At 69.9% G+C, this 25,242-nt stretch carries 20 protein-coding genes, 1 tRNA gene and 1 pseudogene; 13 read left to right on the forward strand and 9 right to left on the reverse strand.

The genetic code is table 11. The annotated features are described in order from the left end of the window. Window positions 1-263 precede the first annotated feature (263 nt). Window positions 264-1,550, forward strand: coding sequence for a tetratricopeptide repeat protein (locus UA74_RS06815; RefSeq protein ID WP_157434036.1), 1,287 nt, complete (start codon window positions 264-266; stop codon window positions 1,548-1,550). Between the two features lie 71 nt (window positions 1,551-1,621). Here the strand turns inward: UA74_RS06815 and UA74_RS06820 are convergent, their stop codons facing one another. Together UA74_RS06820 and UA74_RS06825 are read right to left on the reverse strand one after the other, a co-directional pair. After that, on the reverse strand, window positions 1,622-1,882 hold the full coding sequence (locus UA74_RS06820) for a hypothetical protein (RefSeq protein WP_075739527.1): 261 nt from the start codon (window positions 1,880-1,882) through the stop codon (window positions 1,622-1,624). A 112-nt stretch (window positions 1,883-1,994) separates the two neighbouring features. Next, entirely contained in the window at window positions 1,995-3,476 is a 1,482-nt protein-coding gene (locus UA74_RS06825) for an LVIVD repeat-containing protein (RefSeq protein ID WP_404799962.1), read from the reverse strand. A gap of 181 nt (window positions 3,477-3,657) precedes the next feature. Here UA74_RS06825 and UA74_RS06830 point away from each other — a divergent pair, with 181 nt between their 5' ends. The 5 genes from UA74_RS06830 (at window position 3,658) to UA74_RS06850 (ending at window position 9,351) form a co-directional block, all read left to right on the forward strand. Further along, window positions 3,658-4,392 (forward strand): DUF305 domain-containing protein, encoded by a 735-nt coding sequence (locus UA74_RS06830; protein ID WP_083682985.1) that lies wholly within the window; start codon window positions 3,658-3,660, stop codon window positions 4,390-4,392. Between the two features lie 316 nt (window positions 4,393-4,708). Beyond that, on the forward strand, window positions 4,709-5,986 hold the full coding sequence (locus tag UA74_RS06835) for an ABC transporter substrate-binding protein (RefSeq protein ID WP_075739529.1): 1,278 nt from the start codon (window positions 4,709-4,711) through the stop codon (window positions 5,984-5,986). A 33-nt stretch (window positions 5,987-6,019) separates the two neighbouring features. Next, window positions 6,020-7,000 (forward strand): carbohydrate ABC transporter permease, encoded by a 981-nt coding sequence (locus tag UA74_RS06840; RefSeq protein WP_083682986.1) that lies wholly within the window; start codon window positions 6,020-6,022, stop codon window positions 6,998-7,000. A 12-nt stretch (window positions 7,001-7,012) separates the two neighbouring features. Next, window positions 7,013-7,900: a carbohydrate ABC transporter permease gene (locus UA74_RS06845; RefSeq protein WP_083683938.1), complete on the forward strand. Its 888-nt coding sequence runs from the start codon at window positions 7,013-7,015 to the stop codon at window positions 7,898-7,900. Between the two features lie 8 nt (window positions 7,901-7,908). After that, a complete protein-coding gene (locus UA74_RS06850; protein ID WP_075743496.1) occupies window positions 7,909-9,351 on the forward strand; it encodes a GH1 family beta-glucosidase in 1,443 nt (480 codons plus the stop codon). Between the two features lie 131 nt (window positions 9,352-9,482). Here UA74_RS06850 and UA74_RS06855 read toward each other — a convergent pair whose 3' ends face one another. After that, window positions 9,483-13,733 (reverse strand): AAA family ATPase, encoded by a 4,251-nt coding sequence (locus tag UA74_RS06855; protein WP_075764049.1) that lies wholly within the window; start codon window positions 13,731-13,733, stop codon window positions 9,483-9,485. Between the two features lie 800 nt (window positions 13,734-14,533). Here UA74_RS06855 and UA74_RS06860 point away from each other — a divergent pair. From UA74_RS06860 to UA74_RS06870, 3 genes are all read left to right on the forward strand, one after another. Then, window positions 14,534-15,259 (forward strand): DUF7019 family protein, encoded by a 726-nt coding sequence (locus UA74_RS06860; protein WP_075764051.1) that lies wholly within the window; start codon window positions 14,534-14,536, stop codon window positions 15,257-15,259. Between the two features lie 256 nt (window positions 15,260-15,515). After that, window positions 15,516-16,265: a chitinase gene (locus UA74_RS06865; protein ID WP_083683939.1), complete on the forward strand. Its 750-nt coding sequence runs from the start codon at window positions 15,516-15,518 to the stop codon at window positions 16,263-16,265. 394 nt (window positions 16,266-16,659) lie between these two features. After that, complete coding sequence (locus UA74_RS06870) at window positions 16,660-17,220, forward strand: arsenate reductase/protein-tyrosine-phosphatase family protein (protein ID WP_075764053.1); 561 nt, start codon at window positions 16,660-16,662, stop codon at window positions 17,218-17,220. A 258-nt stretch (window positions 17,221-17,478) separates the two neighbouring features. On the opposite strand, the gene UA74_RS06875 is transcribed toward UA74_RS06870, so the two are convergent. From UA74_RS06875 to UA74_RS06890, 3 genes and pseudogenes are all read right to left on the reverse strand, one after another. Then, complete coding sequence (locus tag UA74_RS06875) at window positions 17,479-18,657, reverse strand: epoxide hydrolase family protein (RefSeq protein WP_075743497.1); 1,179 nt, start codon at window positions 18,655-18,657, stop codon at window positions 17,479-17,481. A 203-nt stretch (window positions 18,658-18,860) separates the two neighbouring features. Beyond that, window positions 18,861-19,436 carry a TetR/AcrR family transcriptional regulator gene (locus UA74_RS06880; protein ID WP_075739534.1) on the reverse strand — a complete coding sequence of 192 codons (576 nt, stop codon included), beginning with the start codon at window positions 19,434-19,436 and terminating at the stop codon, window positions 18,861-18,863. Window positions 19,437-20,224: 788 nt separating this feature from the next. Beyond that, window positions 20,225-20,422 (reverse strand): annotated as a pseudogene (locus UA74_RS06890) (helix-turn-helix domain-containing protein); the annotation flags it as partial. Between the two features lie 246 nt (window positions 20,423-20,668). On the opposite strand from UA74_RS06890, the gene UA74_RS06895 reads away from it, so the two are divergent. After that, entirely contained in the window at window positions 20,669-21,259 is a 591-nt protein-coding gene (locus tag UA74_RS06895; RefSeq protein WP_075764055.1) for a TetR/AcrR family transcriptional regulator, read from the forward strand. Between the two features lie 108 nt (window positions 21,260-21,367). Continuing rightward, window positions 21,368-22,102: an SDR family NAD(P)-dependent oxidoreductase gene (locus UA74_RS06900; protein ID WP_075764057.1), complete on the forward strand. Its 735-nt coding sequence runs from the start codon at window positions 21,368-21,370 to the stop codon at window positions 22,100-22,102. 556 nt (window positions 22,103-22,658) lie between these two features. Here the strand turns inward: UA74_RS06900 and UA74_RS06905 are convergent. Together UA74_RS06905 and UA74_RS06910 are read right to left on the reverse strand one after the other, a co-directional pair. Continuing rightward, window positions 22,659-22,732: transfer RNA gene (locus UA74_RS06905), tRNA-Leu, on the reverse strand. 77 nt (window positions 22,733-22,809) lie between these two features. Then, window positions 22,810-23,226: a hypothetical protein gene (locus tag UA74_RS06910; protein WP_157442181.1), complete on the reverse strand. Its 417-nt coding sequence runs from the start codon at window positions 23,224-23,226 to the stop codon at window positions 22,810-22,812. A 153-nt stretch (window positions 23,227-23,379) separates the two neighbouring features. On the opposite strand from UA74_RS06910, the gene UA74_RS06915 reads away from it, so the two are divergent. Further along, window positions 23,380-23,601 carry a DUF3618 domain-containing protein gene (locus UA74_RS06915; protein ID WP_075739539.1) on the forward strand — a complete coding sequence of 74 codons (222 nt, stop codon included), beginning with the start codon at window positions 23,380-23,382 and terminating at the stop codon, window positions 23,599-23,601. A gap of 53 nt (window positions 23,602-23,654) precedes the next feature. Here the strand turns inward: UA74_RS06915 and UA74_RS06920 are convergent, their stop codons facing one another. Beyond that, a complete protein-coding gene (locus UA74_RS06920) occupies window positions 23,655-24,188 on the reverse strand; it encodes a hypothetical protein (protein ID WP_075739540.1) in 534 nt (177 codons plus the stop codon). 168 nt (window positions 24,189-24,356) lie between these two features. Here UA74_RS06920 and UA74_RS06925 point away from each other — a divergent pair, with 168 nt between their 5' ends. After that, window positions 24,357-25,166 (forward strand): DUF6319 family protein, encoded by an 810-nt coding sequence (locus tag UA74_RS06925; RefSeq protein ID WP_198042947.1) that lies wholly within the window; start codon window positions 24,357-24,359, stop codon window positions 25,164-25,166. The last annotated feature ends 76 nt before the right edge of the window (window positions 25,167-25,242 follow it).

Here is a 25,242-nt window from a genome sequence, read left to right on the forward strand (position 1 = left end):
TCGTCGTGGCCGAGGGGAGACGGGAGTGCGGTCCGGGCAGGCGGCCCGTTGCGGGCTGAGGATCACGCGGTGAGTGTGGGAGCACCGCCGTGCGACGGCAACCGCTTTTTTCATCGAGACGAGAACGCCTCGTGTCCTGCGGCGCTGTCACGTGATCATGGTGACGTGGTAATAACGGGGTGTGACCATCGGTGAGGCCCCGCCCCTGGGTATGAGGGGTCATCGCATTCTGGACCGGACTGGGGCTGCGGGTGGCGGGATCGATGTCTGACGTGGACGCGGACGCGACCGTTCGCCGTGCCGCCGTTCTCAGCGAGGCGGGCAGACACACGGCCGCGATTCGACTACTGCGGCCGGTGGTCGCGGCCGCTCCCAACCACGCGTCGGCCCTGTGTCAACTCTCGGCGGCCTGCCTGCATTCGGGGAATGCCGATGAGGCCGAGCAGTTCGCGCGGCGTGCCTCGGTGGTCGACCCGACCCACCACTGGCCGCATCTGCTGGGCTCCCTCGCGCTCTGCGATCTCGGCAGGCACGCGGAGGCCGCCGAGGCCGCCCGCAAGGCCGTCCGGCGCGAGCCCTCGCAGTGGCGGTGTCACGTGGCGTTGGCCGAGGCGCTGATCTGGGGCGGGGATCGGGGCCTGTACGAGCAGGCGGCGACCTCGGCCGCGCGGGCGGTGGATCTCGCCCCGGAAGAGCCCAGGACGCACGAGGTGCTCGGCGACGCCCTGCTGCGAGGCGGCGACCGGCCCGGTGCCGCCGCGGCCTATCGGCGCGCCCTCGGCTTTCCGCTCGATCCCGATCAGCAGGCCGACATCGAGGCGAACCTCCGGATCGCCGAGGAGCGTCGCGGGCCTGCGGGACGCGGCGGCGGTCCGCGCCGGGGCGCGAAACCGGTGGGCAGGCGGCCCGCTCGGGACGACGCTGCGACGAGCACCGCCGCCGAGCCGCCCGCCGATGCGGCCGACGGCGGCACCGGCTGGCGGCGTGTGCTCTCGACCCTGCGCGGCGACCGTCGCGATCAGGACCGGCAGGCGGCGGACGGACCGTCGAGCGGCGGGACGGCCGCCGGTCCTCGGGATGGGGCGACCCGTGGCGAGGCAGGCCGAACCGCGCCGGGCCGGACAGGACCCGCCGCGTCCCCCTCGTCGACTCGACCGGCACGACCGACTCGGACGGCGGGCGTGCCGACCCTGCTGCGGCGGGTCTGGCTGGTCCAAGGGCTCGGCACGCTGGCGCTGATGATCCAGTCCAGCCCGGATTCGAGCCGGTTCGACGGGGTGCTCGGACTCCTGCTCGCGGGGGCGATCGTCGTCGTGGCCTGGCCGATCGTGCTGGACGGACGCGCGGCGGCGTCCTCGTCGCGGGTCATGGTGCGGGACGCGCGCGTCCTGCTCGTCGGGACGCCGTTGGCGGCGGGCCTGCTGCTGCTCCTCTGGTGGGCGGTGTCGGTGTTGATCAGTCCTGGCACGCTGTCGCCGCTGAGCCTGGCGATGGGGTGCACCGCCCTGGGCGCGATCCTCAGCCTGCTCACCGGGATTCGGCGGCGCTGATCGGGGGTGGTCCGACGCGGCGGGTCCTGGCGGCTGCGGCGAGTGCCGACGACGATGCCGATCGGTACTGGCTAGCCTGCTGCCTGCGCGTCGAACGCCGACGTCGACCGCCGCGCACACTCGGTGGTCCGACGCAGGGACGGCCCGGCGCCTCGGCCGGGGATCACGCCGCCCTGACCTGCGATCACGTTCGCCCGCGTCGACGCAGGAACGCTGCCGCAGGATGCCGTCCAAGCCGGGGCTTCAGCGACGTCGGCCGCGAGCAGCAGCGATCCTCGGCGCCGCTGGGTCGTCGGCCTGCTGCCTGCCCGGCCTGCTGCGGCGGCGGCCATCACCTCGTCGACGCGGCCGTCGCCGAGGAGCGCGCCCGTGAGCCCACGCCGGACGAGAGACGGCGTGGCCTCGACCCGAGCCCTCGGGTCGAGGCCACGCCGCCGGGCGGACTCAGCGCCGGTAGCTCGGCTGGGTCTGCGGGTTGAACTCGTCGTAGCGGACCCGCTTGGCGTCGTTGAGCCTGCGGTCCTTGACCTCCAGCACGTCCAGTCCCATCTGGATGTCGCTGGAGTAGATGTAGCCGTTGTAGTAGTACGCCGACCAGGAGCCCGCCGTCCGGAGGGTCTCCGGGTCGAAGGCCTCGCGGTCGAAGTAGCCGATCTCCTCCGGGTTGGCCGAGTCGGTGAAGTCCCACACGGAGACCCCGCCCTGGTACCAGGCCTGCACCATGTAGTCGCCGTTGCGCGTCGGGATCAGCGAGCCGTTGTGCGCCACGCAGTTCTCCGTCGCGCCCTGGTGCCGGGGGATCTTGTAGTAGCTGCGGAACTCCAGGCTCAGATCGGTGCCGGACCCGGTGACGTCGTAGATGCCGTTCGCGCCGCGCGTCTCGCCGATCTCGGCGTTGCAGGTGGCGGCGCCGCCACCGCCCAGCTCGTCGGTGAACACGACCTTGGTGCCCTCGTTGTTGAACGTCGCCGAGTGCCAGAACGCGAAGTTGACGTCGTCGCGAACCTGCTCGATGACGACGGGAGCCTCCCGATCGGAGATGTCGAGCAGGATGCCGTCACCCATGCAGGCGCCCGCCGCGAGGTCCTTCTCCGGGTAGGCGGTGATGTCGTGGCAGCCGGTGGTGGCGCGGGCTCCCTCGGGCGGGCCGGGGTTCCCGCCCTCCGGGAACAGCACGGGCTCGGCGACGACCTCGGTCGCCGACGGGTCGTCCAGCGGCACCTTCACGATGGAGATCTTGTCGTGGGGCGGGGCGCAGTTCGGGAAGTTCACCGACGGCGCGTACGAGGAGATGTACAGGTAGTCGGCGTCGCCCTCGTGGTCGGGGACCAGCGTGTGGGTGTGCGAACCGCAGTCGGTCGCCACGTCGGCGACGTACTTCGGCCGGGTCGGCTTGCTGATGTCGAAGACCCGGATGCCCTCCCAGGCGTCGGGGTTCGCTGCGTTGCTCGGCTCGCTGTCGCAGGTGTTGTTGCTGCGGGGATAGTCGACCGAGTAGTAGAGCAGGTCGCCGCTCACCGACACGTCACCCTGGCCGCCGGGGCAGTAGACCTGGGTGGCGATCCTGGGCTTCCGGGGATTGCGGATGTCGTAGACGACGAAGCCGTCATAGTTCCCGACGTATGCGTACCTGTCCTGGAAGGCGATGTCTGAGTTGAAGGCCGCCGTGTTGTCGAACGGCGGCTCCTTGGGCAGGGATGCCAGCCTGCGGATGTTGCTGCTGTGCGAGACGCCGTCGCCGGGGGCCTGCTCGATCTGCTCGGCCACGGCAGGCGTGGGCGGGCCGTCGGGCGAGGGGTCCTCGGTGGACTGTGCGGCGGCCCCGGGGACCGTCAGGACGGACGTCGCCAGTAGGGCGATCGCCCCGACGAGAACACCGGCTCTGCGTGCGTGGCGGCGGGAGTTTCTTCGTAGGACTGGTCTCACCAGCTGCTCCCTCACTTGTGCTGCGCGTGGCCTGGAGAAAACATGGGTCCTTGCAGTATGGCCGTCACGGGATCGGTGGCAATAGTTACTCGGAGTCGGTTTTCAGGCTCTGGGACGCTGGCGGAGATCGCGACGGCCCGGAGTCGGGATCGGTGTCGAGATCGGTCGGAAGGGGTGAACAGTGCGTCTCTCACACGTCCTGTCGCGACTGTCGGTGGCGGGGTTGATCGTCGTCGGCCTGACGGGCTGCACGGCCGATCCGCAGGCGGAGACGGCATCGACGGGCGACGGCGCGCCGGTGATCATGCCCGGCGCCCCCGGTGACGAGCCCCGAGACGCGTCCGATGCGGACCTGGCCGACGCAGGCGGGCAGCCTGCGGCCAACGCGGCCGACGAGCATTTCGTGCGGATGATGATCCCGCACCACGAGCAGGCGGGAGAGCTGACCGCACTGGTGCCCGATCGCAGCGATCACGAGCAGCTGCGCAGCCTCGCAAGCCGGATCTCCGACGCCCAGGGTGCGGAGATCGGGGCGCTCGAGGGCTGGCTGGATCAGCAGGGCGACTCCGATGCTGCGGCGCATCCCACCTCGGACGGACACGAGGGACACGGGGACGGTCACGGCGGGTCCGCCGACGAGGCTGCCGACGGCGTCGACCCGGAGTCCTCGGACCATGCCGACATGCCGGGCATGGCCACCGAGGAGGAGATCGCGGAACTGGCCGCGTCCGACGGCACCGCGTTCGACCGGCTGTTCTTCGAGCTGATGATCGTGCATCACGAGGGCGCGGTGACGATGGCCGAGGAGGTCCTCGCCGAGGGAGCGGACGTGCTGGTGGTCGCGATGGCCCAAGACGTCCTCGTCACGCAGGTCGACGAGATCGAGACGATGCGGCGGCTGCTGACCGAGTTGTAGCAGGCCGCAGGGCGGGGCGACCAGATCGCCCCGCCATCCCCGACGCTCGCCGGATGCCGGATGCCGGATGCCGGATGCCGGATGCCGGTCCGTCGTCGCGCGCCGCAGGGCAGTCCGCCGCGTCGGTCGCCCCCGCAGCACGCCCCGTCGAGCGTCGCCGCACCACGGGCTCCCGCCCCCGGACCACGTCGCGCCCGGAACAGATCACGGATCGAATTCGACGACCTCCTCGACTCTTGACAGTGATCCCCCGATGCATGACTGTGAGAGCGCTCTCACCCCTGGGTGAGCGGTCACACACGTCAAGGAGGACGTCATGGGAGGCATTCGACCGGCTCGGGTCGCGGCGACGGCGTTGACCGCTGCGGCGGCGACCCTGCTCGCGGGCTGCGGCGGAGGTCAGGCAGCGGGTGACGCGGACACGATCGTCGTCGCGACGTTCGGGGACTTCGGCTACGACGCGCTCCAGGCCGACTTCGCCGAGGCGTTCCCCGACATCACGCTGGAGACGAGGGTGTCCGAGTTCGACGCCCACCACCAGCAGCTGCAGACCCAGCTCGCGGGCGGTCGCGGTGCGGCGGACATCGTCGCCATCGAGGAGGGCTGGATCCCCCAGTACCGGGAGTCCCATGAGCTGTTCGTCGAACTCGGCGCGCTCGGCGCCTCCGACATCCAGGACCGCTGGGCCGAGTGGAAGTGGGAGCAGGGCGTCGCCGACGGCGGCGAGTTCGTGCTGGGACTCGGCACCGACGCAGGCCCGCTCGCGATGTGTTATCGCACCGACCTGTTCGAGGCGGCAGGCCTGCCGACCGACCGCGACGAGGTCTCCGCGCTCTGGCCGACCTGGGCGGACTTCGCCTCGGTCGCCGACGACTTCAGCGCGGCGACCCCCGACGTCGCCTTCGCCGACTCGGCAGAGAACGTCTACGGCAGCATGATCAACCAGGCGCCGGAGGGCTACTTCGCCGCCGCCGACGACAGCTACATCGCCGATGAGAACCCCGTGATCCGCGACGCCTTCGCCCTGGCGGGCAGCCTGGCCGAGGACGGTCAGACCGCGCAGATCAAGCCGTTCACCCAGGAGTGGAACGTCGGCCTGGCGCAGGGCGGCTTCGCGACGATGGCGTGCCCGGCCTGGATGCTCGCCCAGATCGAGAGCGCGGCGGGCGAGCAGAACGCCGGAGTCTGGGACATCGCCTCGGTGCCCGGCGGCGGCGGCAACTGGGGCGGCTCGATCCTGACCATCCCGGCGCAGGGCGAGAACACCGAGCTGGCCTACCGGGTCGCCGAGTGGCTGACGGCCCCCGAGCAGCAGAAGACGCTGTTCCTGGAGAAGGGCATCCTGCCCAGCCAGCCCGAGGTCTACCACGACCCCGAGGTGCTCGGCGACGTGAACGAGTACTTCAACGAGGCCCCGGTCGGCGAGATCTTCGCGTCCTCCGCCGACAGCCTCCAGCCCAACTACCGGGGCACCCAGGACTTCTCGGTGCGCAGCCGATTCCAGGAGGCGCTCGGCCGGGTCGAGGAAGGCGTGCAGAGCGCCGACGAGGCCTTCGCCGACGCGGTGGAGCAGTCCGAGCGAGACCTGGGCTGAGACACCTCTCCAACACGCTGATCGGGAGAACTGATGGTGGTTGCGTCGACCTCGCCGCCGGACACGCCGTCCCCGGCGGGCGGCGAGCCCGGCCGGGAGCGGGAGTCGTGGCGGACCCGGCTCGCCCGCTGGGACCTCAAGGGCACGCCGTACCTGTTGATCCTGCCCTTCTTCGCGGTGTTCCTCGGCTTCGGGCTGTTCCCGCTGCTCTACACCGGCTGGGTGTCGCTGCACGACTGGCACGTGGTCCTGGGTGATCAGGGCTTCGTCGGGTTCGGCAACTTCACCCGGCTGCTCGCCGACCCGAACTTCTGGAACGCGCTGTTCAACACGCTGAGCATCTTCGTGATCTCCACGGTGCCGCAGCTGTTGGCCGCGCTCGGCCTGGCCGCGCTGCTGGATCGGCGCCTGCGGGGCCGGACTTTCTGGCGGGCCGGGGTCCTGCTGCCCAACGTGGTGTCGGTGGTGGCAGTAGCGCTGGTCTTCGCGCAGCTCTTCGGGCGCGATTACGGCGTGATCAACCACGTGCTCGGCTGGGTCGGCATCGAGCCGATCAACTGGCGCTCCGGCACCTGGGCCTCCCATCTGGCGATCAGCGTGATGGTCATGTGGCGGTGGACCGGCTACAACGCGTTGATCTACCTCGCCGCGATGCAGTCGGTCCCGCGCGAGCTGTACGAGCAGGCCGAGATCGACGGGGCGTCCCGGTGGCGGACCTTCTGGGCGATCACCGTGCCCAGCATCCGCCCCACGATCATCTTCACGGTGCTGGTGTCCACCATCTACGGGCTGCAGCTCTTCGCCGAGCCGCAGCTCTTCGACCCGAAGGGGACGGCGGGCGTCGGCGGCAACTCCCGCGAGTTCCAGACGGTGACCATGTACCTCTACGAGGAGGGCGTCCGACTGGGCGACGCGGGCTACGGCTCCACCATCGCTTGGGCGCTGTTCCTGATCGTGCTGGTCTTCGCAGTGTTCAACTACCGACTGAGTCGACGCATCGCGTCCAAGGACTGAAGGGGCGTGACGATGTCGACGATGACCCCCACCCCGCCCGTACGCCGTGCGCGGCCGCGCCCCGGGGACTCTCGGCGGCGCAGCGGCAGGCCGGGCCTGCTCGTCTACGGCGTGCTGTCCGCCGTGGCGGTGGCCTCGATTTTCCCGTTGTACTGGTCGTTCGTCGTGGCGAGCCGGGACAACAGCGCGGTCGCCCAGGCCGCGCCGCCGATGCTGCCGGGCGGCAACCTGCTGGCGAACATCAGCCGGGTCTTCGACACGGTGGACTTCTGGCTGGCGATTCAGAACTCGCTGATCGTGGCGACCACGGTCGCGGCGTCGAACGTGTTCCTGTCCGCGTTGGCGGGCTTCGCCTTCGCCCGGCTGCGCTTCCCCGGCAGCCGCTGGCTGTTCGTGCTCGTCGTCGGAACGATGATGGTGCCCACGCAGCTGGGCATCATCCCGCTGTACATGCTGATGAGCGAGCTGGGCTGGTACGGCAGGCTCGAAGCGGTGATCGTCCCGGCGCTGGTCAGCGCTTTCGGTGTCTTCTGGATGCGCCAGGCCTGCGAGGAGACCGTGCCGTACGAGCTGATCGAGGCGGCCAGGGTCGACGGCTGCTCGGTGCTGCGGACCTTCTGGACGGTGGCGCTGCCCGCCGTGCGTCCGCAGGCCGCCGTGCTGGCGATGTTGACGTTCATGACGGCCTGGAACGACTTCTTCTGGCCGCTGGTCGTGCTCGATCCGAACGAGAGTCCGACGGTGCAGATCGTGCTGTCCAATCTGGCCAGCGGGTACTTCACCGACTATTCGCTGATGCTGACCGGGGCGACGCTGGGCGTCCTCCCGGTCGTCGTGCTGTTCATCCTGCTGGCCCGCTACATCGTCGGCGGAGTCATGCAAGGCGCTGTGAAGGGATGAGGAAGAACATGGCCGTAACGGACTCAGCGGGCCGAGTCGAGACCTCCGGTGCCGTCACGACCGCCGGATCGCTGATCTTTCCCTCGGACTTCCGCTGGGGAACCGCGACCGCCTCCTACCAGGTCGAGGGCGCCGCGACCGAGGACGGTAGGGGCCCGTCCATCTGGGACGTCTTCGCCGCCGAGCCGGGGCGGGTCCACGCGGGCGACAGCGGCGCGCGGGCCTGCGATCACTACCACCGGTATCCCCAGGACGTGGCGTTGATGCGGGAGCTGGGCATCGACGTCTACCGCTTCTCCGTCGCCTGGCCGAGGGTGCAGCCGGACGGTCGCACGCTGGAGCCGCGCGGACTCGACTTCTACGACCGACTGGTGGACGAGCTGCTGGGGGCGGGCATCGACCCGATGCTCACCCTCTACCACTGGGACCTGCCGCAGGCGTTGCAGGAGACCGGGGGCTGGGAGAATCGCGACACCGCCTACCGCTTCGCCGACTACGCAGGCCAGGTCTTCGCCCGGCTCGGGGATCGAATCCAGGACTGGACGACGCTCAACGAGCCGTGGTGCTCCGCCTATCTCGGACACTTCACCGGGCTGCACGCGCCGGGGCGGACCGACGCCAGGGGCGCGCTGACCGCCGCCCATCATCTGCTGCTCGGGCACGGCCTGGCCGCGTCGACGCTGCGGGCCTCGATGAGTGAGCGGCATCGCCTGTCCATCGTGCTCAACCTCGCGGCCGTCCGCGTCGACGAGGACGACGAGGCGCATCGGGAGGCGGTCCGGCGGGTCGACGGGCTCCAGAACCGGTTCTTCCTCGACCCGCTGCTGCGCGGCTCCTACCCGTCGGACGTGCTCGCCGACGTGAGCTGGCTCGGGGACTGGGACACGGTGGTGCAGCCGGGCGACGCGGAGTTGATCGCCGCGCCGCTGGACCTGCTCGGCATCAACTACTACAGCCCCAGTCGGGTTGCCCCGGCCGATCCCGCGGTGGTCTCCGGCGGAATGCCGGGCCTGCGCGGCGTGCGCCACCTGCCGCCGCGCGGCGCACTCACCGGGTTCGACTGGGAGCAGGAGCCCGCCGCGCTCACCGACCTGCTGGTGCGGCTGAGCAGGGACTATCCCGAGGTGCCGTTGATGGTCACCGAGAACGGCTCGGCCTGGCCGGACCGGATCGAGGCCGACGGCAGCGTGGTCGACCCCGACCGCGAGCACTATCTGCTGGAGCACCTGCGTGCCGTGCACGCCGCCATCGAGGCGGGCGCGGACGTGCGGGGCTATCTGGCCTGGTCGCTGCTGGACAACTTCGAGTGGGCGGCGGGGTACAGCCAGCGGTTCGGGCTGGTCTATGTGGACTATCAAACCCAGCAGCGCATCGTGAAGGGCAGCGGACGGCGGTACGCCTCGGTGATCGCGGACAACGCGGTGCCGACGGCGGCGTCGTCGATGGACTGAGGCGGCGGCCCCGGCCCGCGTGTCCGTGACGACGCGCGGGCCGATCCGGCTCGGCTTCGCAGGCCGGTGGCGAGCAGCCACCCGGCCGGTGTCGGGACGCCCGGTTGCAGGCCCGAGGGCAGGCCTTGCGATCAGGGGCAGGGCGGTTCGGGGACGTCGAGAGCCGCCCACTCCTCGGCCAGGTCCGGGCCCGCGAGCGCGGCGCAGACCTCGGCCACCGCGTCGTCGACGTCCAGCCGCCAGAGGCTCACCGCGCCTGCCTCGCCCAGGCCCGCCAGGGTCACCCCGCCGATGCCGTCCTCGACGAGGATCACCTGATTGATGCCGTTCTGATGACCGGTCAGGGTGGCGAACAGGTCACCCGAGGTCAGGTCCCACAGTCGGATCGCCCGGTCGTCGGGTGAGATCGTCGCGATCAGTTCGGTGGTCGCCGAGATCGCGAGGCCTCGGACGGGGACGGGGTGCTCGGCGAAGGTGCGCAGCAGCGTGCCGTCGTCCAGTGACCACTCCCGCAGCCTGCCGTCGCTGTGGGTGCTGATCACCGAGTCCGTTGTCGGGGAGACGGCGAGGTCGCTGACGGACGACTCGTCCGCCATGACGGTGTGTCGGGGAGTGAGGTCGGCTGCCCACAGCACGTCGATCCGCATCGGCGGACCGTCGGCTCTGTCCTCGTCGAAGGTGACGTCATCGGAGACGATCAGCTCGGTGCCGTCGCGATTGAACCGGACGGCGGCGACCCACGACAGCTCGCGAACCTGCGGCTCGGGGTCCTCGTCCCCGACCCGCCACATCCACAGTCTCGGCGTGTCGTCGGTCAGATCCGGGGTGGACCGGTCGTCGGTGATCGCGACGAGGCGCGTTCCGTCCGGCGAGAAGCGGAGTTCGGCCACCGGCTGGGCCGGTTCGGTGCTCCAGCGGTCGTACTCGACACCGTCGGGCCCGTGCAGCGCGATCGTTCCGTCGGCCCGGCCCACCGCGTGGCCGCCCCCGCTCGGGTCGTAGGCGACGACGGCCGGGCCGCCCTCCGCCGCCGACTCGTGCACGAGCGTTCCGTCGTCCGGATTCCAGAACCGCACGGTGCCCGCCGCGTCCCCGGCCGCCAGGAGATCGCCGTCGGGGGAGAAGTCGCCGACGGTCAGCGGCTCATCGCCGCCGCTCAGCACTCGTGGCGTGACGTTACGCCGGAACGTCCCCTGATCGAGGGTAGTGACAATCAGATCGCTGTCACTCAACCAGCCGACGTCCCAGGCGGTGGCGAACTGTAGCTCCACCGGCTCCCAGGTCCGCGACCGGATCGACCAGAGCCGCACGGTGCTGCCGACGGCCGTGGCCAGCGTCGAGCCGTCCGGGCTGAAGGCGAACGGTCCACCGGTTCCCGAGGACTCGCGCAGCTCGTCGACCACCTCGCCGGTCATTCCGTCCCGCAGCAGGATCAGGCCGTCCGGTCCCATCGTGGCCAACATTCCCGTATTGCGGGCGTAGTCGACGGTCACCATGTGCCCGACCGGGTCCTGAGTGCCCTCTGGCGGGGCGTGACCGTCGAGTAGAACGGGGTCGACACCCGTTTCCATCTCCCATAACAGTGCCGTTCCGTCACCGAAGCCCACCGCGAGCCGCTGACCGTCGGGGGAGAACGCGATGCTCGCGGGCGGCGCGCTGATCGGCAGTTCGGCCAGCACCTCGCCGGACTGCGCGTCCCAGACCGTCAGCCGGTCGCCTGCCTCGCCGCCTGCCGAGGCGATCACTGCACCGTCGAGGCGCACGTCCAGCACGCCGTAACCGGGGAGTCGACGCAGCAGGGTGTTCGTCGTCGTGTCCCAGAGGCAGATGCCGTCCGGCTCCAGCGATCCGGTGGCCAACAGGCCCCCGTCCGCCGAGAAGGCCGTGCCGTAGACGTCGGCGGTGTGACAGTCCCAGTCCGCGTCGACCCGTTCCCTGGTGTCGGCGTCATAGACGTCGAATCCGCCTTGCCCGCCGACGGCGATCCGCCGGCTCTCTGCGGACACCGCCACCGTCCGGGCGGACTCCGCCTCATCGGCGCCGTAGCGTCCCGCGTAGTCGGTCCGCCGCGCGGCGAGCAGCGCGCCCCGCGCCTCCACCGTCGGGGCGGCCCGTAGGGCGGCCAGTGCGAACAGCATCGACTGGCGAGGATTGGTCTCCAGGGCCGCCATGGTCTGCGCTGCGAACTGTCGGGACAGCCCGATCCGCCGCTGCGCCTCGCTCTCCAGGTTCGACCGCCAGGCGATCCCACCGGCGGCCACCGCGATCACCAACAGCACGGCGAGTCCGGTGACCAGACCTCGAAGCCTGCGTGTGACGCGCAGCTCGGCGAGGCGCTCGGCCTGCTCCCCGGCCGTGCTTGCATCGAGGAAGCGACGTTCCTCCTCGGTGAGGTCGTCCCGACCCTCGGCCCACTCGCGGGCGGCAGCCAGCCTGCCCGCGCGGTAGAGCCCGCTCGGGTCCTCACCGGACTCTGCCCAGTACCGCGCCGAGTCGTCGAGTCTGCGGCGGATCACCAGCCCGGCCCGATCCTCCCGGACCCAGCCCGCCAGGCGCGGCCATGCCCAGAGCAGGATCTCGTGGGCGAACTCCACGCTCTCGTCGCCTGCGGTGACCAGTCGCGCGGCGACCAGTCGGCTCAGCAGCCACTCGGGAACGGCGGCGCGCGGCGCCCGACGACGGACCGGCCGGTCGCCTTCGGCGAGGGAGACCAGGCCGAGCATGGTCGTGCGCAGCGTGCGGCGGCCCGTCTCGTCGAGATCCTGATGGATGCGTTCGGCAGTCTCGGCCACCGCCCCGTGAATACCGCCTGCGGCCTGATAGTCCGCAACGGTCATCCGGCGACCGCCGCCGCGAAGCCAGGTCGTGCGCAGGCTGTGTGCCAGGAGCGGCAGCGCGCCCGCCGCAGGCTGCGTGCCGTGGTCGCCGACGAGTTCGGTGAGCAGCAGCTCGACCAGTCCCGGTTCCAGCGTGATGTCGGCGCGGGCGGCGGGCTCGACGATCGCGCTGCGAAGTCCGGCGGGCCGCATGGCCGAGACCGAGACGTGGCCCTCGCTGAGCAGCGTGGCCAGGCGGTCGATCCGCAGGCAGTCCGGGAGGAAGTCGGCCCGGACGGCCGTCACGACCAGTGCCGAGCCCGCGCTGGTCAGCGCGGTGACGAAGGCCGAGCGCTCGGCTTGATCGGTGCACTGGGTGAACAGCTCTTCGAGCTGATCGACCACGATCACCAGCCTGGCGTCCGCTCGACCCGACGTCGCGGCGGCCTGCACGGCCAGTGCGCCGAACGCCGTCGGTGCCGCCCGTACATCGCCGATCGCCTGCACCGCTGAGACCTGCGCCAGCGCCGCCGTCCGGCCGACCAGCTCGGTCAGCGGTGACCGGCCCGGCGTCATCCGGAGCCACGGCCAGCTCTCCGCGCCCTCGGTCGGAAGCCCGCCGTCGGCAACCGCAGGCAGCAGCCCGGCGGCGAGCAGCGAGGACTTTCCCGCGCCGGAGTCGCCGACCACCAGCAGCGGTCCGCCGCCGTCCAGCTGCTCGGCCAGCCTGCTCAACAGCAGCGTGACCAGCTCGTCGCGACCGAAGAACCAATCGGCGTCCTCGGTACGGAAGCTGTTCAGGCCGGGGAACGGCGCCGGACCGTCGGTGCTCGTGTCGGGCGGGTGTTCTGGTCGCGTCGGGCTCGGAGGCTCGTCGCCGTCGGTGTCAGACGCCTCGGGTCCGATCGGCACCGAGGGACGGGCGCTCGGCTCTGATGCTGGGGAGCCCGCCGTCGTCGATCGGCGGCGGGGCGCGAGCGCGCGTCGGCGGCTCTCGGTCACCTCGAAGAGCGTGCGCATCGCGAGGTCGGTCTGCTGGCGTTGGGCGACGACCAGCTCGGCGAGCAGTCGCTGTGTCTCGGTGAGCAGCCAGCTCAGCTCATCGAATCGTCCGCCGACCAGGGTCATCGCGGTGGTCAGCTCGCGATGCAGGTCGCCGGTGGCCTCGGCCAAGGCGACCGGCACGGCGTCCACCGAGCGCAGCAGGCCGGTGATCTCCGCGCGGATCGCCCGGCCCTGGTCGTCGGTGGCGGCGAGCAACGGGGCGACGGCTTCGGCGATGGCCTCGCGCCAGGCAGCCTCCGACGGCGGCGGTTCCTCGTCTCCGCTCACTCCGCCCCGGTCACGCATCTTTCCTGCGGTGTCGGCGAGGACATCGCCGAGGTAGCCGCTGCCCATGCTGCCGAGCTGATCCAGCGCGGCGGAGAACTCCTCGGTCGTCTCCAACGCGGGCGCCGCGATCGGTGCGACGGCGGAGGCCGCGAGGAACGCGATGATCCCGTACGGGGTGGCCTTGCGGAGTCCGCGTCCGGCGCCGTGAATCCACGATCGGACGCCACGCGCCACGCGCCGCGCGGTGTCGGAGGGTCGTCTTGGCGGCGTCGGCGTCGGCGGCGTCGGCGGCGTCGTCCTCGGCGGAGGCCAGCTCGGCGGGGGTGCCTGTCGCGGTGGTCGGCGTAGACCCGTCCGGTGGGGACACGGGCGGCCGAGGCACTGCAGGTGGCGACCCGTCCGGTGACAGGGCCGCAGCATTCTCGTCCATGGTGGAGCGCGGGTCGGCGGCGGAAGCCTGCTCGGCACCAGGTGACGCGAGGCCACGGGACCCGACTTCGTGCGCACGTTCGGTCGTCGGCGGCTCGACCGGCTGCGGCGCACTCGGGTCGGGTGCTGTGGGGTCGTGCTTGCCCACGCCTGCTGCGGTCTGCTCGGCCGAGTCCCCCTCGTTCGGCATTCTTCGCGTTCCCCCCGGACTGAAGGAGATCACAATAGGGCCGAAAAGAAGCATCGCAGTTCCGCCGGACGGGTGATCTTGGGTCACAAGGAGCTACCGAGAGACAGAATCAGTCGGCTGGACTCACCGGCGGGTGTCCGCACCTCGCTGTGCGGGCCGGGTCGTGCCGCCCGGCTGCCGCCGTTCTGCGGCGACAGCCGAGGTCGTGCTCCCCGGTCTGGCGCCGTCGCATCGAGGACGTCCTCGCCGTCGGTCGTCGGCCGTTAGCCTTGATCACGACGTCTCGCCGGCGAGGTGCAGCCCGATGGAACACGGCACGGCCGACCGTGTCGAGTTCCGTTCTCGCTCGGACCCCGGTCACGGGCGTGCACGCGGCAGGCGGCGTCGGTCCGGGAGTCGCGATGAAGGAGCTCGCATGTCCCTGCGCTACTACCTCTACATCAGCGACACCAAGGTGGACATGCTGCTGTCGCAGATCGACCCGAGATTCACCGGGCGCCGGACGGCCGAGTTCAGCATGAATCTCACCGTGCTCGGCGCCAAGCGCAGTTCCGAATCGGCGGGCTCGGATCGCGTGGCACGGGTGGAGCGGGTGGTTCGGCACCTGCAGGAACACGGCGACCTCGGCACGGTCGACGAACCCGGCCAGTTTCTCTGGGGCCTGCTGCCCATGCAGTGGGGAGCGCACTTCACCGAGAACGGGACGCCGTTGGTCTATTTCGGCGGGCGCACTCAGCACACGGTCCTCGGGCTGGGCGGCTCGATCGGCCACGTGCTCGGCTCCGCCTCCGCCCCGAACGACGCCGGATTCTCGGACTCCAGCGGACCGACCATGTTGGACGCGCTCGGGAAGGTCGTGCGGTACGGCACCCGGCGTGCCAGGACCCTTGTCGACGACCTCGGCGTCACAGTGGCAGACGACTCACTGGACACGGCGGCAGGCGATCCTCTGCCGGCGGGCAATCGGGCGGCGTTGGAGCTTGTCGAGCGGGCGAACGCGCTGCTCGACGGTCCCACCCAACACGTCGAATTCGTTGCGAAACGGCTGTTGCACGGCCCAAGCACGCAGCGGACGGCAGCCGGGCAGGGCGCCGCAACCGTGTTGCTGGGCAGCCCGCTCTACGTCGCGCTCGTCGACTGACGGTGAATCAGCACAGCCCAGGCGACGCCGCGGCGGGCGCGACGGATCGCCTGCACCGCTCGACCCGGCAGCAGGACCGCCCGGCGGTGAAGAGATCACCGGATTCGGTTTAATCTCGTTCTTTCCTTGACTGGTGTAGACCAATCCGGTTCCCTGGTAGTCGTTCCATCCGGCTACCTCCAGCGACGCACTCGGCATGGCGGTTCGCATCGGCGCCCACCGGGTGTGCTTCGCAGTCCAACGAAGGAGCGATCACATGCCGAGGAAGCGCCTCATGGCCTCACTGGCCTCCTTAGCCCTCGCGGGTGCGCTGACCGTCGCCGTGCCGACGGTCGTCGCCTCCGCGGCGGCGCCGTCGCCCGAGACGAGTTCGACGACGGTGGAGCAGTCGTTCGTGGTGAGCGAGGCTCAGTTCAATCAGATGTTCCCGAACCGGAATCCCTTCTACACCTACAGCGGGCTGACCGCCGCCCTCGGCTCTTATCCCGGATTCACCAACACCGGCGACGAGACGACCCGGCGACGGGAGGCTGCGGCGTTCCTGGCCAACGTCAATCACGAGACGGGCGGACTCGTCCACATCGTCGAGCAGAACGAGGCCAACTACCCGCACTACTGCGACTGGAGCCAGCCGTTCGGCTGCCCGGCAGGCCAGGCGGCCTACTACGGCAAGGGGCCGATCCAGCTCAGCTGGAACTACAACTACAAGGCGGCGGGCGACGCGCTCGGCCTCGATCTGCTCAACAATCCCTGGCTGGTCCAGAACGACCCTGCGGTGGCCTGGCAGACCGGCCTCTGGTTCTGGAACACCCAGAGCGGCGCGGGTCACCGGCCCGCCCATGAGTCCATCGTGAACGGTCACGGCTTCGGCGAGACCATTCGCAGCATCAACGGCAGCATCGAGTGCAACGGCGGCAACCCCGCTCAGGTGGAGGCCAGGGTCAGCGCCTATCGGAACTTCACCGCGATCCTGGGCACCACGCCAGGTGAGGCCCTGTACTGCTGAGGTTCGGTTCCGCCCGGGCCGTGATCGTGTAGGCCCGCCGTTGCGCAGGCACGGTCGTGCCGAGTCGCCGAACTGCGGTGTCTTGGCACTGCGGTGTCCCTGCACCCGACGTCTGCCGAGTCCGCTGATCGCGGACCCCGCACTGCCGGTCCCTGACCACCCGGTCACCACCCTGCTACGACCGTGCTGCACGGCGGCGAGCCACCCTCCTGCTCGGCTCGTCGAGAACGACGTCCCCGCCTATCGGAGCCCACCGTAGGTCGACTCCGATAGGCGGAGCGCCGCCCGAGCCGCTCGGCAGACGGTGCAGCCCACCGACGGCCCGCCCTTCGGCGAATCCCTCGGTCGTTGACGGTCATTCGCCCTTCGGACCTGCTCGAATATCGTTCCGAGGATGCACATCCTCTTCCTCTGCACCGGAAACACCTGTCGATCTCCGATGGCGGAGGCGATCACCTCGGCCAAGGCCCACGCCAGAGGAGTCCCCCTCGAGGTGTCCTCCGCCGGTGTCCGTGCCGAGTCGACGATCGCCCCGCCCGCCGTGGCGGTGCTTGGAGCCAGGGGAATCGTGGTCGGCGACCGCCCGGCCGTCCAGGCGACGGCGGAACTGGTGCGGGCAGCGGATCTGATCCTCTGCGCCACCGTCGCCCATCGAGACCTGGTGTTCGCCGAGTTCGTGGCGTCGGGACCCGACGGCGGTGCCGAGTCCGCCGCCGACCCCGACATCGCGGGACGCATCGTCGTGTGGGCCGAGTTCATCGCCAGGGCGCAGACCGCGTCGCCGGGGACCGACCTGGCGGGCCTGCTCGCGTCGCCGCCCCTGCCGTTGTCCGCATCGGAGATCGATCTGGCAGATCCGGCAGGCCGGGGCGACCCGGCCTATGTGGCCGCCGCCGCGCAGATCGACGCCCTTGCCGACGCGTTGCTGGACGTCCTGGAACCCAGCCTTCGTTGATCGGCCCTATGCCGCGGACCTCTGCACCGGGTGGACCGGCAGCGCACTGAGCCGACGACCGGGCCCGAATGCGCCACCTGAGGAAGTCGGCGTTCTGCTCAGGACCGCGTCGATGCTGGGGAGGCCGACCTCAGCGGCGCAGCTGGCCCGACCCGTTCGGCGCCTCAGGCAGGAGACGGCCGTACGGCGTCGCGACGTCTCCACGGTGAACAGGGCTCTCCCCGACTCCCCGATGCGCGGGCGGGGTCGCGCCGACGTCTACAGCTCCGCGAAGAACCGGACGATGTCCTCGGCAACCGGTTTCGGAACCTCCACCGGGGCGAAATGGCCACCGCGATCGAACACCTGATAGCGGGTGACGTCGTACAGCCGCTCGAGCCACTCGCGCGGCGGGACGCCGGGGGAGCGGCGGTAGTTGCGAAAGAGGGCGAAGGCAGTCGGCGTCGTCACCCTGCTGGTCTGCGTCAGGGCCGGTGGGAACGCGGTGTTGTCGGAGTAGTCCCGGATCGAGGTGCTCAGCGTTCCGGTGGCCCAGTAGATCATGATCGTGGTCAGCAACAGATCACGCGAGAGGTAGCTCTCGAAGTTCTCGCGGTGATCGGTCCACGCATGCCACTTGTCGACGATCCACGCGGCCAGCCCCACCGGGGAGTCGTCAAGGCCGTAGGCAAGCGTGGTCGGTCTGGTGGCCTGGATGGCGTGGAATCCGCTGTCGGTCTGGTAGAACAGTCGCGCCTCCTCGCGGTAGGCCGTCTCGGCATCGGTGAGCGGCGGCGCACCGGGGCCGAGGTAGGGCGTGATCTCCGGATGGGTGAGATGCACCCCGATGACCGACTCGGGATGCTCGAGGGCGAGCAGCGTTGCGACGCCGGCGCCGAAGTCATCCCCGCCCACCCCGAAGCGCTGATAGCCGAGATTGCGCATGAGTCGATGCCAGAGGTCGGCGACGAAGCGATAGTTCACGTCCCGGCGGTCGGGTCGGTCCGAGAATCCGTATCCCGGGAGCGACGGCACGATGACGTCGAAGGCCGGACCGGGCAGGCCGACCGACTTCGGCTCCGTGAGGATGCGGACGAGCGGGAGGTACTCGGCGAAGGTGCTGGGCCACCCGTGCCCGAGGAGCAGGGGGATCCCGGACCCGTTGCGCGCGCGGTGGTGGACGTAGTGGACCCGGAGGCCGTCGATCAGCATCGTGTACTGCTGATAGCGGTTCAGTAAGCTCTCCTGAGACCGCCAGTCGTAGCCGGAGCGCCAGTAGTCGACCAGCCGACGCAGGTAGGCGGAGTCGACACCGTCCGCCCAGTCGGTCGACGGCGTCATCCTCGGCCAGCGGACCATGGCCAGCCGAGTGTGCAGATCGTGGAGGACGTCCTCCTCGATGTGGATGCGAAACGGCACGGCCTCTGCGGACGCGCGCGACTCCTGGCCAGCGGGCATGGTGTCTTCCTCACGGTCGGTGCGGTCGGTCTGTCGTCGGACGGCGGCTGCGCCGGGCACAGGTGCAGGCCGGAAGTCGAGTATGCGACCCGGCATCGCTCCTCGGGCGGCGCCGCCGATGCTGCTGCGGGCCGACGGACTCGGGACTGCTGCCGGCCGAAGGACTCGGGACTGCGGCGTGCGGAGGCCGAGGGCGTCGTGCGTCAGCCTGCGAGGGCCGGGGCGACGACCGCGACCACCCGGCGGGCGAGCGCGGGAACCTCGGCAGGCTCGTCGTGGCCGGCGAACGCCGCGAGGAAGGCCTCGAACATCGCCGCTCCGGTGAGCGTCACCGCGACGGCGTCGGTGTCGACCGTGGACGACACCCGACCGGCGGCGATCTCGGCGTCGAGATAGGACCGCACCGCTGCGGCGGCCAGGTGCGGCCCCTTCTGACGCGCGTTCATGCTCTCCCGGTGCGCGGCGAGCAGGCTGGGACTGCTGAAGATCGACGCGGCGATCGGGAAGCTCTGCGCATAGAAGCGGAGCAGCCCCTCGACGATCACCCGGAGATTGCCGGTGACGCTGCCCTGCCCCACCATGCCCGGGTCCATGGCGATGGGCGGCATCCGTTCGGTGAGCACCCGCACGAAGATCTCCTGCTTGTCGGCGAAGTGCTTATACAGCAGCGCCTCCGAACATCCCGCCGCCCGTGCGATCTCCTTCGTGGTCGTCTTCGCGAGGCCTTCCTCTCGCATGACTCGCGCTGCGGCGTCGAGGATTCGCTCTGTGGTCTCCATCGGGATCGGGTCCTGTCGTCAAGGTGAGTGACCGCTCACCGTAGCACCGGTCGGCCAAGCCGCCGGGTGACGATCAAGTGGGACGCGCCGACCTCGGCGCGGGCTCCTCGCGGCAGCAGTGCCGAAGCCTGCGACACGACGGCGAGGACTCCCGGTCAGACCGGGCGGGTGTGCCGCGTTCCGTGAGTCTCGGCGACGCAGACCAGCGCGTCGAAACAGTGGAAGGCAGGTTGGTCGCAGAAATAGTCCGCCGTGCGCATCCGGGGATAGGCCTCGGCATCCGAGACTGCGGTGGACGGGGGCAGATCGACGAGCGTCCATGCCTGCGAGGCAGGGAAGGCCGATTCGATCGTGTCATGTTCCAGCGCTGCGAGCGGCGCCTCCTGAAAGGGGAAATCGCCGGCTGAGGTGAAGTCGCCAGAGGCGACCCCGGCGTGACCAGCGCGTGCGGCGCTTCCACCGCGACGACGGTGAAGCCGCACCGCTCGACGAGGAAGCGCAGCATCCGATGGCGCACTGGTAGAACTCCTCGACGTGGTGGGAGCTCTCGCCCAGCCCCACCACGCGCGCCGATCCGACGATCTCCGCCAACGGGCCGAGGTCCTCCAGCGGAGCGTCGAGGTCGAGCGTGGACACCGAATGCCCGTGGGTGCGAATCCAGTCAGCCAGGCTGTCCGAAGCCCGCACCTGCGCCACGCGACCGAACGATGTCATGGGAAGTCTGCCTCCGAGCTCGAGTACGTCTGCCTTCGTTGTGCGGGGAACGCGCGAGGCATCGTGGAGAAGCCATTGCGTTCGCGAAGCGGCACGTCCAACTCGTCGCACAACCGCTCGATCATGGCGCGGCTCGGCTGTGACCGGCCGGCCTCGATGAAGCTCAGGTGCCTGGTGGAGACGTCCGCCGCAATCGAGAGATCCAGCTGGGAACGTCTGCGTCGTTCTCTCCAGCGACGCACCAGGACGCCGATCGGCTCTTGCTGACTCATCTCGCCACGCTATGCCGCACCGGAGTACGTCCAGTACCTCCGAGCCGATCCACTCCCGGTTCGGTGCGGACGCGACGACGGCGGCAGTCTGGTCGCTGATCGTGGACGGACTACTCACGACGGCCACCGGGAACTGTGGAAGACCACCGGGCGCGCGCGGTGAGCGGTGGCCGGTGGGCAGCGTGGCTGATGTCGCCTCGTGGCGCAATGATGGACCGGGCGGTCCACTATAGGTAGCCTGGGCGCATGCCGCGTCCACGCCAGTTCGATGAAGAGCGCGTCTTGGCGGCCGTGCAGGCGACGTTCTGGGACAACGGGTACGCAGGCACATCACTCGAAGATCTCCTGGCAGCCAGCGGACTGGGCAAGGGGAGTCTGTACGGGGCGTTCGGAGACAAGCGGAGCTTGTTCCTGCGCGTGCTGCGCGAGTACGACGAGGCCAATGATCGGATGCTGCGTACGTGGCTGGAGCAGGCCGACCACGCCATCGATGTGATTCGCGGTTTCGTGACCGGCCCCGTACGTGATCCTGGCGGCGAACAGGCACGTCGGGGTTGCCTGCTCGCCAATACCGCGATGGAGCTCTCCGTGAGCACCTCCGAGGTGGCGGCCGAGGCTCGGCGCAGCTACGCCGCGACCACTTCTGTGCTGGTCGACGCGATACGGCGAGCGCAGCGCGAGGGCGACATCGCGCCTCATGTCGACCCGGACGGCGCCGCCCATGCGGTGCTGTCGGGTCAGCTCGGACTGATCGTCCTCGGCCGAGTGGGTCAGGATCCGGCCGCTTTGTTGATCATGGCCGACACCCTGCTCGACGGTCTACTGCCTCAGTCTTGAGTGTTCTCGGAATGGCATGAGGTAGATCACCGACCGAGTTCTTGACCGATCAGTCCACATGAAGTTTTATGGACTGGTCGGTCAATAACAGGGAAGTGGGAAGCTGCCATGAAGGTCCTGGAGGGCAAGGTCGCGGTCGTGACCGGGGGGAACGCGGGTATCGGACGGGCGATTGCGCGGGCTTACCTCGACGAGGGTGCCCGGGTGTTCGTCGCAGGCCGTCGCCAGCCGCAGCTCGACGAGGTCGAGGCCGAACTCGGTCCCGGGGTGACCGGGGTCCGCTGTGACGTGGGCAGGCTCGAGGACCTCGACGCGCTCTATGCGACGGTCGCCGAGCAGGCGGGTCGAATCGATGTTCTGGTCGCCAACGCCGGGATCGGGATCGTGGCGCCCTTGGGCGAGATCACCGAGGAGCAGTTCGACGCCATGTTCACCACCAACGTCAAGGGTTCGCTGTTCACCGTGCAGAAGGCGCTGCCGCTGCTCTCGTCGGGGGCGTCGATCATCCTCACTGGATCGACGGCGGTCTCGCGGCCCCAGCCGTTCCTGCCCGTGTACGGGGCGACCAAGGCCGCGATCCGTAACCTGGTTCGCGGGTTCGCCCACGAGGCCGGGGAACGTCGGTACCGGATCAACATGCTCTCCCCCGGCGGTACCCGCACGCAGGGTTTGGTCGACCTGATCTCAGCTGAGGCGGTCGCCGCCGCTGGGGCGTCGGTTCCACTCGGCCGGTTGGCCGAGCCCGAAGAGATCGCCGCGGCAGCCGTCTTCCTCGCCTCGGATGCGTCCAGCTATGTCAACGGCTCCGAGCTTGCCGTGGACGGCGGCTCCGCCCAGGTCTGAGGCGCGCAGGCGCACCCCGCCCACCCGACAGGAGCTGTGGAGAGCCCGAGCGAATGGCACTGTCTGCCAACCACGAGCTGTAGCGGGCTTTCCTCCCGTGTTCGAGCTGAGGCGATCTCCTCGCGGCGCGCATCCCTGCCGGGCCGGGTGGTGCCGGTCAACCGAGCCCGGCGACGGCCGCCGCCTCTCCCCGTCCATATCTGGCACCGCTTCCAGCGCCAGTAGGTCCGCACCAGTGTCGGCCAGTACTTTCAACAGACGATCCCGGAACTGAATCTGCGATCGGAGTCGGGTACCGAGCCGCCAGAATGACGACGGACCCGACGCCGCCGCGCCGGCCGAGGTCGCCGATCACCTCGGCGGCGTGATCACCGAAGGCGGCCATCACCAGACCAGAGCCCTCATCGAAGCCCTCGTCGCCAAGGTCACCATCACCGGACCCGACACGCTCAAGCCCGTGTTCCGCATCCCACCACTCCGCAGTGCAAACGAGGCCGTAACCGCTCTACAGCGGAAACGGCCCCGAAAGGAGTGGTTCGCACCATGACTGCATCGGTGGGGCCGGTGGGACTCGAACCCACACTGGCACGGACCTAAACCGTGTGCCTCTGCCAATTGGGCCACGGCCCCGAAGCATGGGCCGCCGAACGGCTCATGCAGCGGTTCGAGCCTACCCGCGCCCGATGCCCCCGCGACGCTCGCCCTGATCAGGAGCTCGATCCGGTCGGCAGCCCGATGCCGAGGCTGACGACTCCGACGACCAGACAGAGCGCTCCGGCCCAGAGCAGCACGACGGCCTTGTTCGGGCTGGTGCGACCCCGTCCCGCCGAGGAGGCGAAGAAGCCGCCGGACATCAGTGCCGCGGCGAGGGGAAGGCCGAGTCGGGCGGCCCAGCCGAGTGCGCCGGTCATCATGTCCGCGTAGAGCAGGCCGACCAGGCTCAGGATCACCAGCACGCCCGCGTGGCCGTGTCCGGCGTGGGCGAAGGACTTCTGGAAGTCGGTCATCGGGACCCGCCCCTGGGCGATGCGGGTCATGAACCAGCCGCCGACGGCGATGCCGACCACGGTGAGCAGCACCAGACCCGCGATGATCCGGGTGTGCGGCTGGAGTGTCGCAGTCATGGTCGTCATTCCCTCTGGTGATCGAGGCGTACCCGCCCACATTTGGTAACGGCGTTATAAAACACCGTGCGGATGAGGCTGTCAACCGCCCCGTCGTGGCATGCGAGCTGGTGATCTAACGTTGTCCGCACCGCATCAGCGCGAGGAGGAGACGTGGCCCGCCATCCCCAAGAGATCGAACGCGACATCGAGCAGGCCCGCGACGCGCTGGCCGAGACCCTGGACGAGCTGGGCACCCGTGCCCATCCCAAGCGGTTCGTCGAGACCGCGCAGACCAGCGTGCTCGCGAAGTTCGACAATCCCAAGGTCCGCATCTCGCTGATGGTGATCGCGGCCCTGGTCGTGTTCGCCATTCTGCGCAGGCTCTTTCGCTGACATCGGATGAGCGGCGTTCGGGGGTGCAGCGGCCCCCGAACGCCATCGTCTCCTCACGCCGAGTCGGCCTCCGGTCGCTCGACGTCGTCCGACCCCGAGGTATCGGCGGCGCTGCCGGTCGCTGAGCCCTGTTCCGTGTCCTCGGTGGATACGGTGGCGGTGCGGGTGCCGCGACGTCGCCGCGATGCGGTGCTCTTCTTCTTGCGCGGTGCCTCGTCGGCGGTCTTCTCCTCGCCTGCGACGTCGGCCCCGGCGTCTGCCGCGACCGAGTTCTCGGGCGAGGCCTCGGCGGCCCGTGGCTGGTCGGGTCTGGGGGAGACGTGTCGGGCGGTGAGATACGCGGAGGTGAACGCCAGTGCGTCTCCGTCCAGCAGATGCACGATGGTGGGGCTTCCTTCGCCTGCGTGGAGCTCCCCGGCAAGTCGGTCGGTGGCCTCCCGTGCGGCGAGGATGCCTGCTGCGTGTGCGCTGCGGGTCTCGACCCCGTTCGAGACGGTGATGGTCCAGTCCTCGCCGTCCGATGTGTACTCGGCGACGAGATGAGAGGAGGCCTGCACCCCGTCGGCCTGATGGCTCGCTTTCCGCATGGGCCTATCGTCCGACGGCGATGCCCCGTTCGCACGGCGGGGTGTGGGCTGAACGGTCCATCAGTCACTGGTCTGGACGGAGCATCGCTGTCTCCGGCGGACCACGTGACGTTCCTGTCGGTGCGATAAGGCAACCTGATAGGGCTAATTGTTGATCAAGGAGAGGCGATGCCCCGAGTGCTGTCCGAGCAGGACCTTGAATACTTAGCGACGGAACTCGCGGCGGGGCGCCCACCCATGGTGTGGTTCACCTCCCGCGCCGTCGGCGTCGAGTCCGGGCGATCCGGCAAGGTGACGGCTCTCGACGAGCCTGCCGAGGGGGAGTTCATCCAGGTTCGTCCCACCGGGTCACAGGACGTGCTCTCGTTCTCCGCAGGCGAGGTGACGCTCACCAAGCCCGCCCGCAAGCCGCGCAAGCCGGACTCGCCGGAGACCCCGCAGGCCGAACAGCCTTCGGTCCCCGGCCCGATCGAACCGGTCTGGACGCCCGAGCCCCCGCCTGCGCCGACGAGCCGGGGTGCCAAGCCTCGACCCAGTACGGAGAACGGAGATTCAGTGACCGAGCCGACCGCGACTCGTAAGCCTGCCGCAGGCAAGCGAGCGAAGCCGGGTGCCGCGGCGACGATCGTCCTCAATTCCACCGCCGAAGGGCTGTGGACGGCAGAGGTGACCGTCGGCACGAAGAAGGCGCTCAAGCCGACGACGGTCAGCATGGGCGCCGTGGCGCAGGCCGTGAAGATCCTGCACCCCGAGGCCGACGCTGCGGTGCAGCCGGTGCTCGACGCCGCGCGTGAGCAGCAGCGTGCCAAGGTGGAGCAGCTTCAAGCCGAGTTGGAGGAGGCCCGCCGACTGCTGGGCGACCTCGACGAGCCTGCGCCGCAGGCCGAGTCGGAGGCGGGCGAGCAGACCGCCGACGCCGTCGACGCCGAGGCGGACGCCGAGTCCACCGGCTCGTCGCCGGAGGTCGCCGGCGCCTGAGCCGACCCCGTCGCAATCAGTGCCCGGTCGACCTCGTCGGCCGGGCACTGTGCTGTTTCAGGGTTGTTCCGACTCC

The organism is Actinoalloteichus fjordicus (assembly GCF_001941625.1).
Classification (GTDB): Bacteria; Actinomycetota; Actinomycetes; order Mycobacteriales; family Pseudonocardiaceae; genus Actinoalloteichus_A; species Actinoalloteichus_A fjordicus.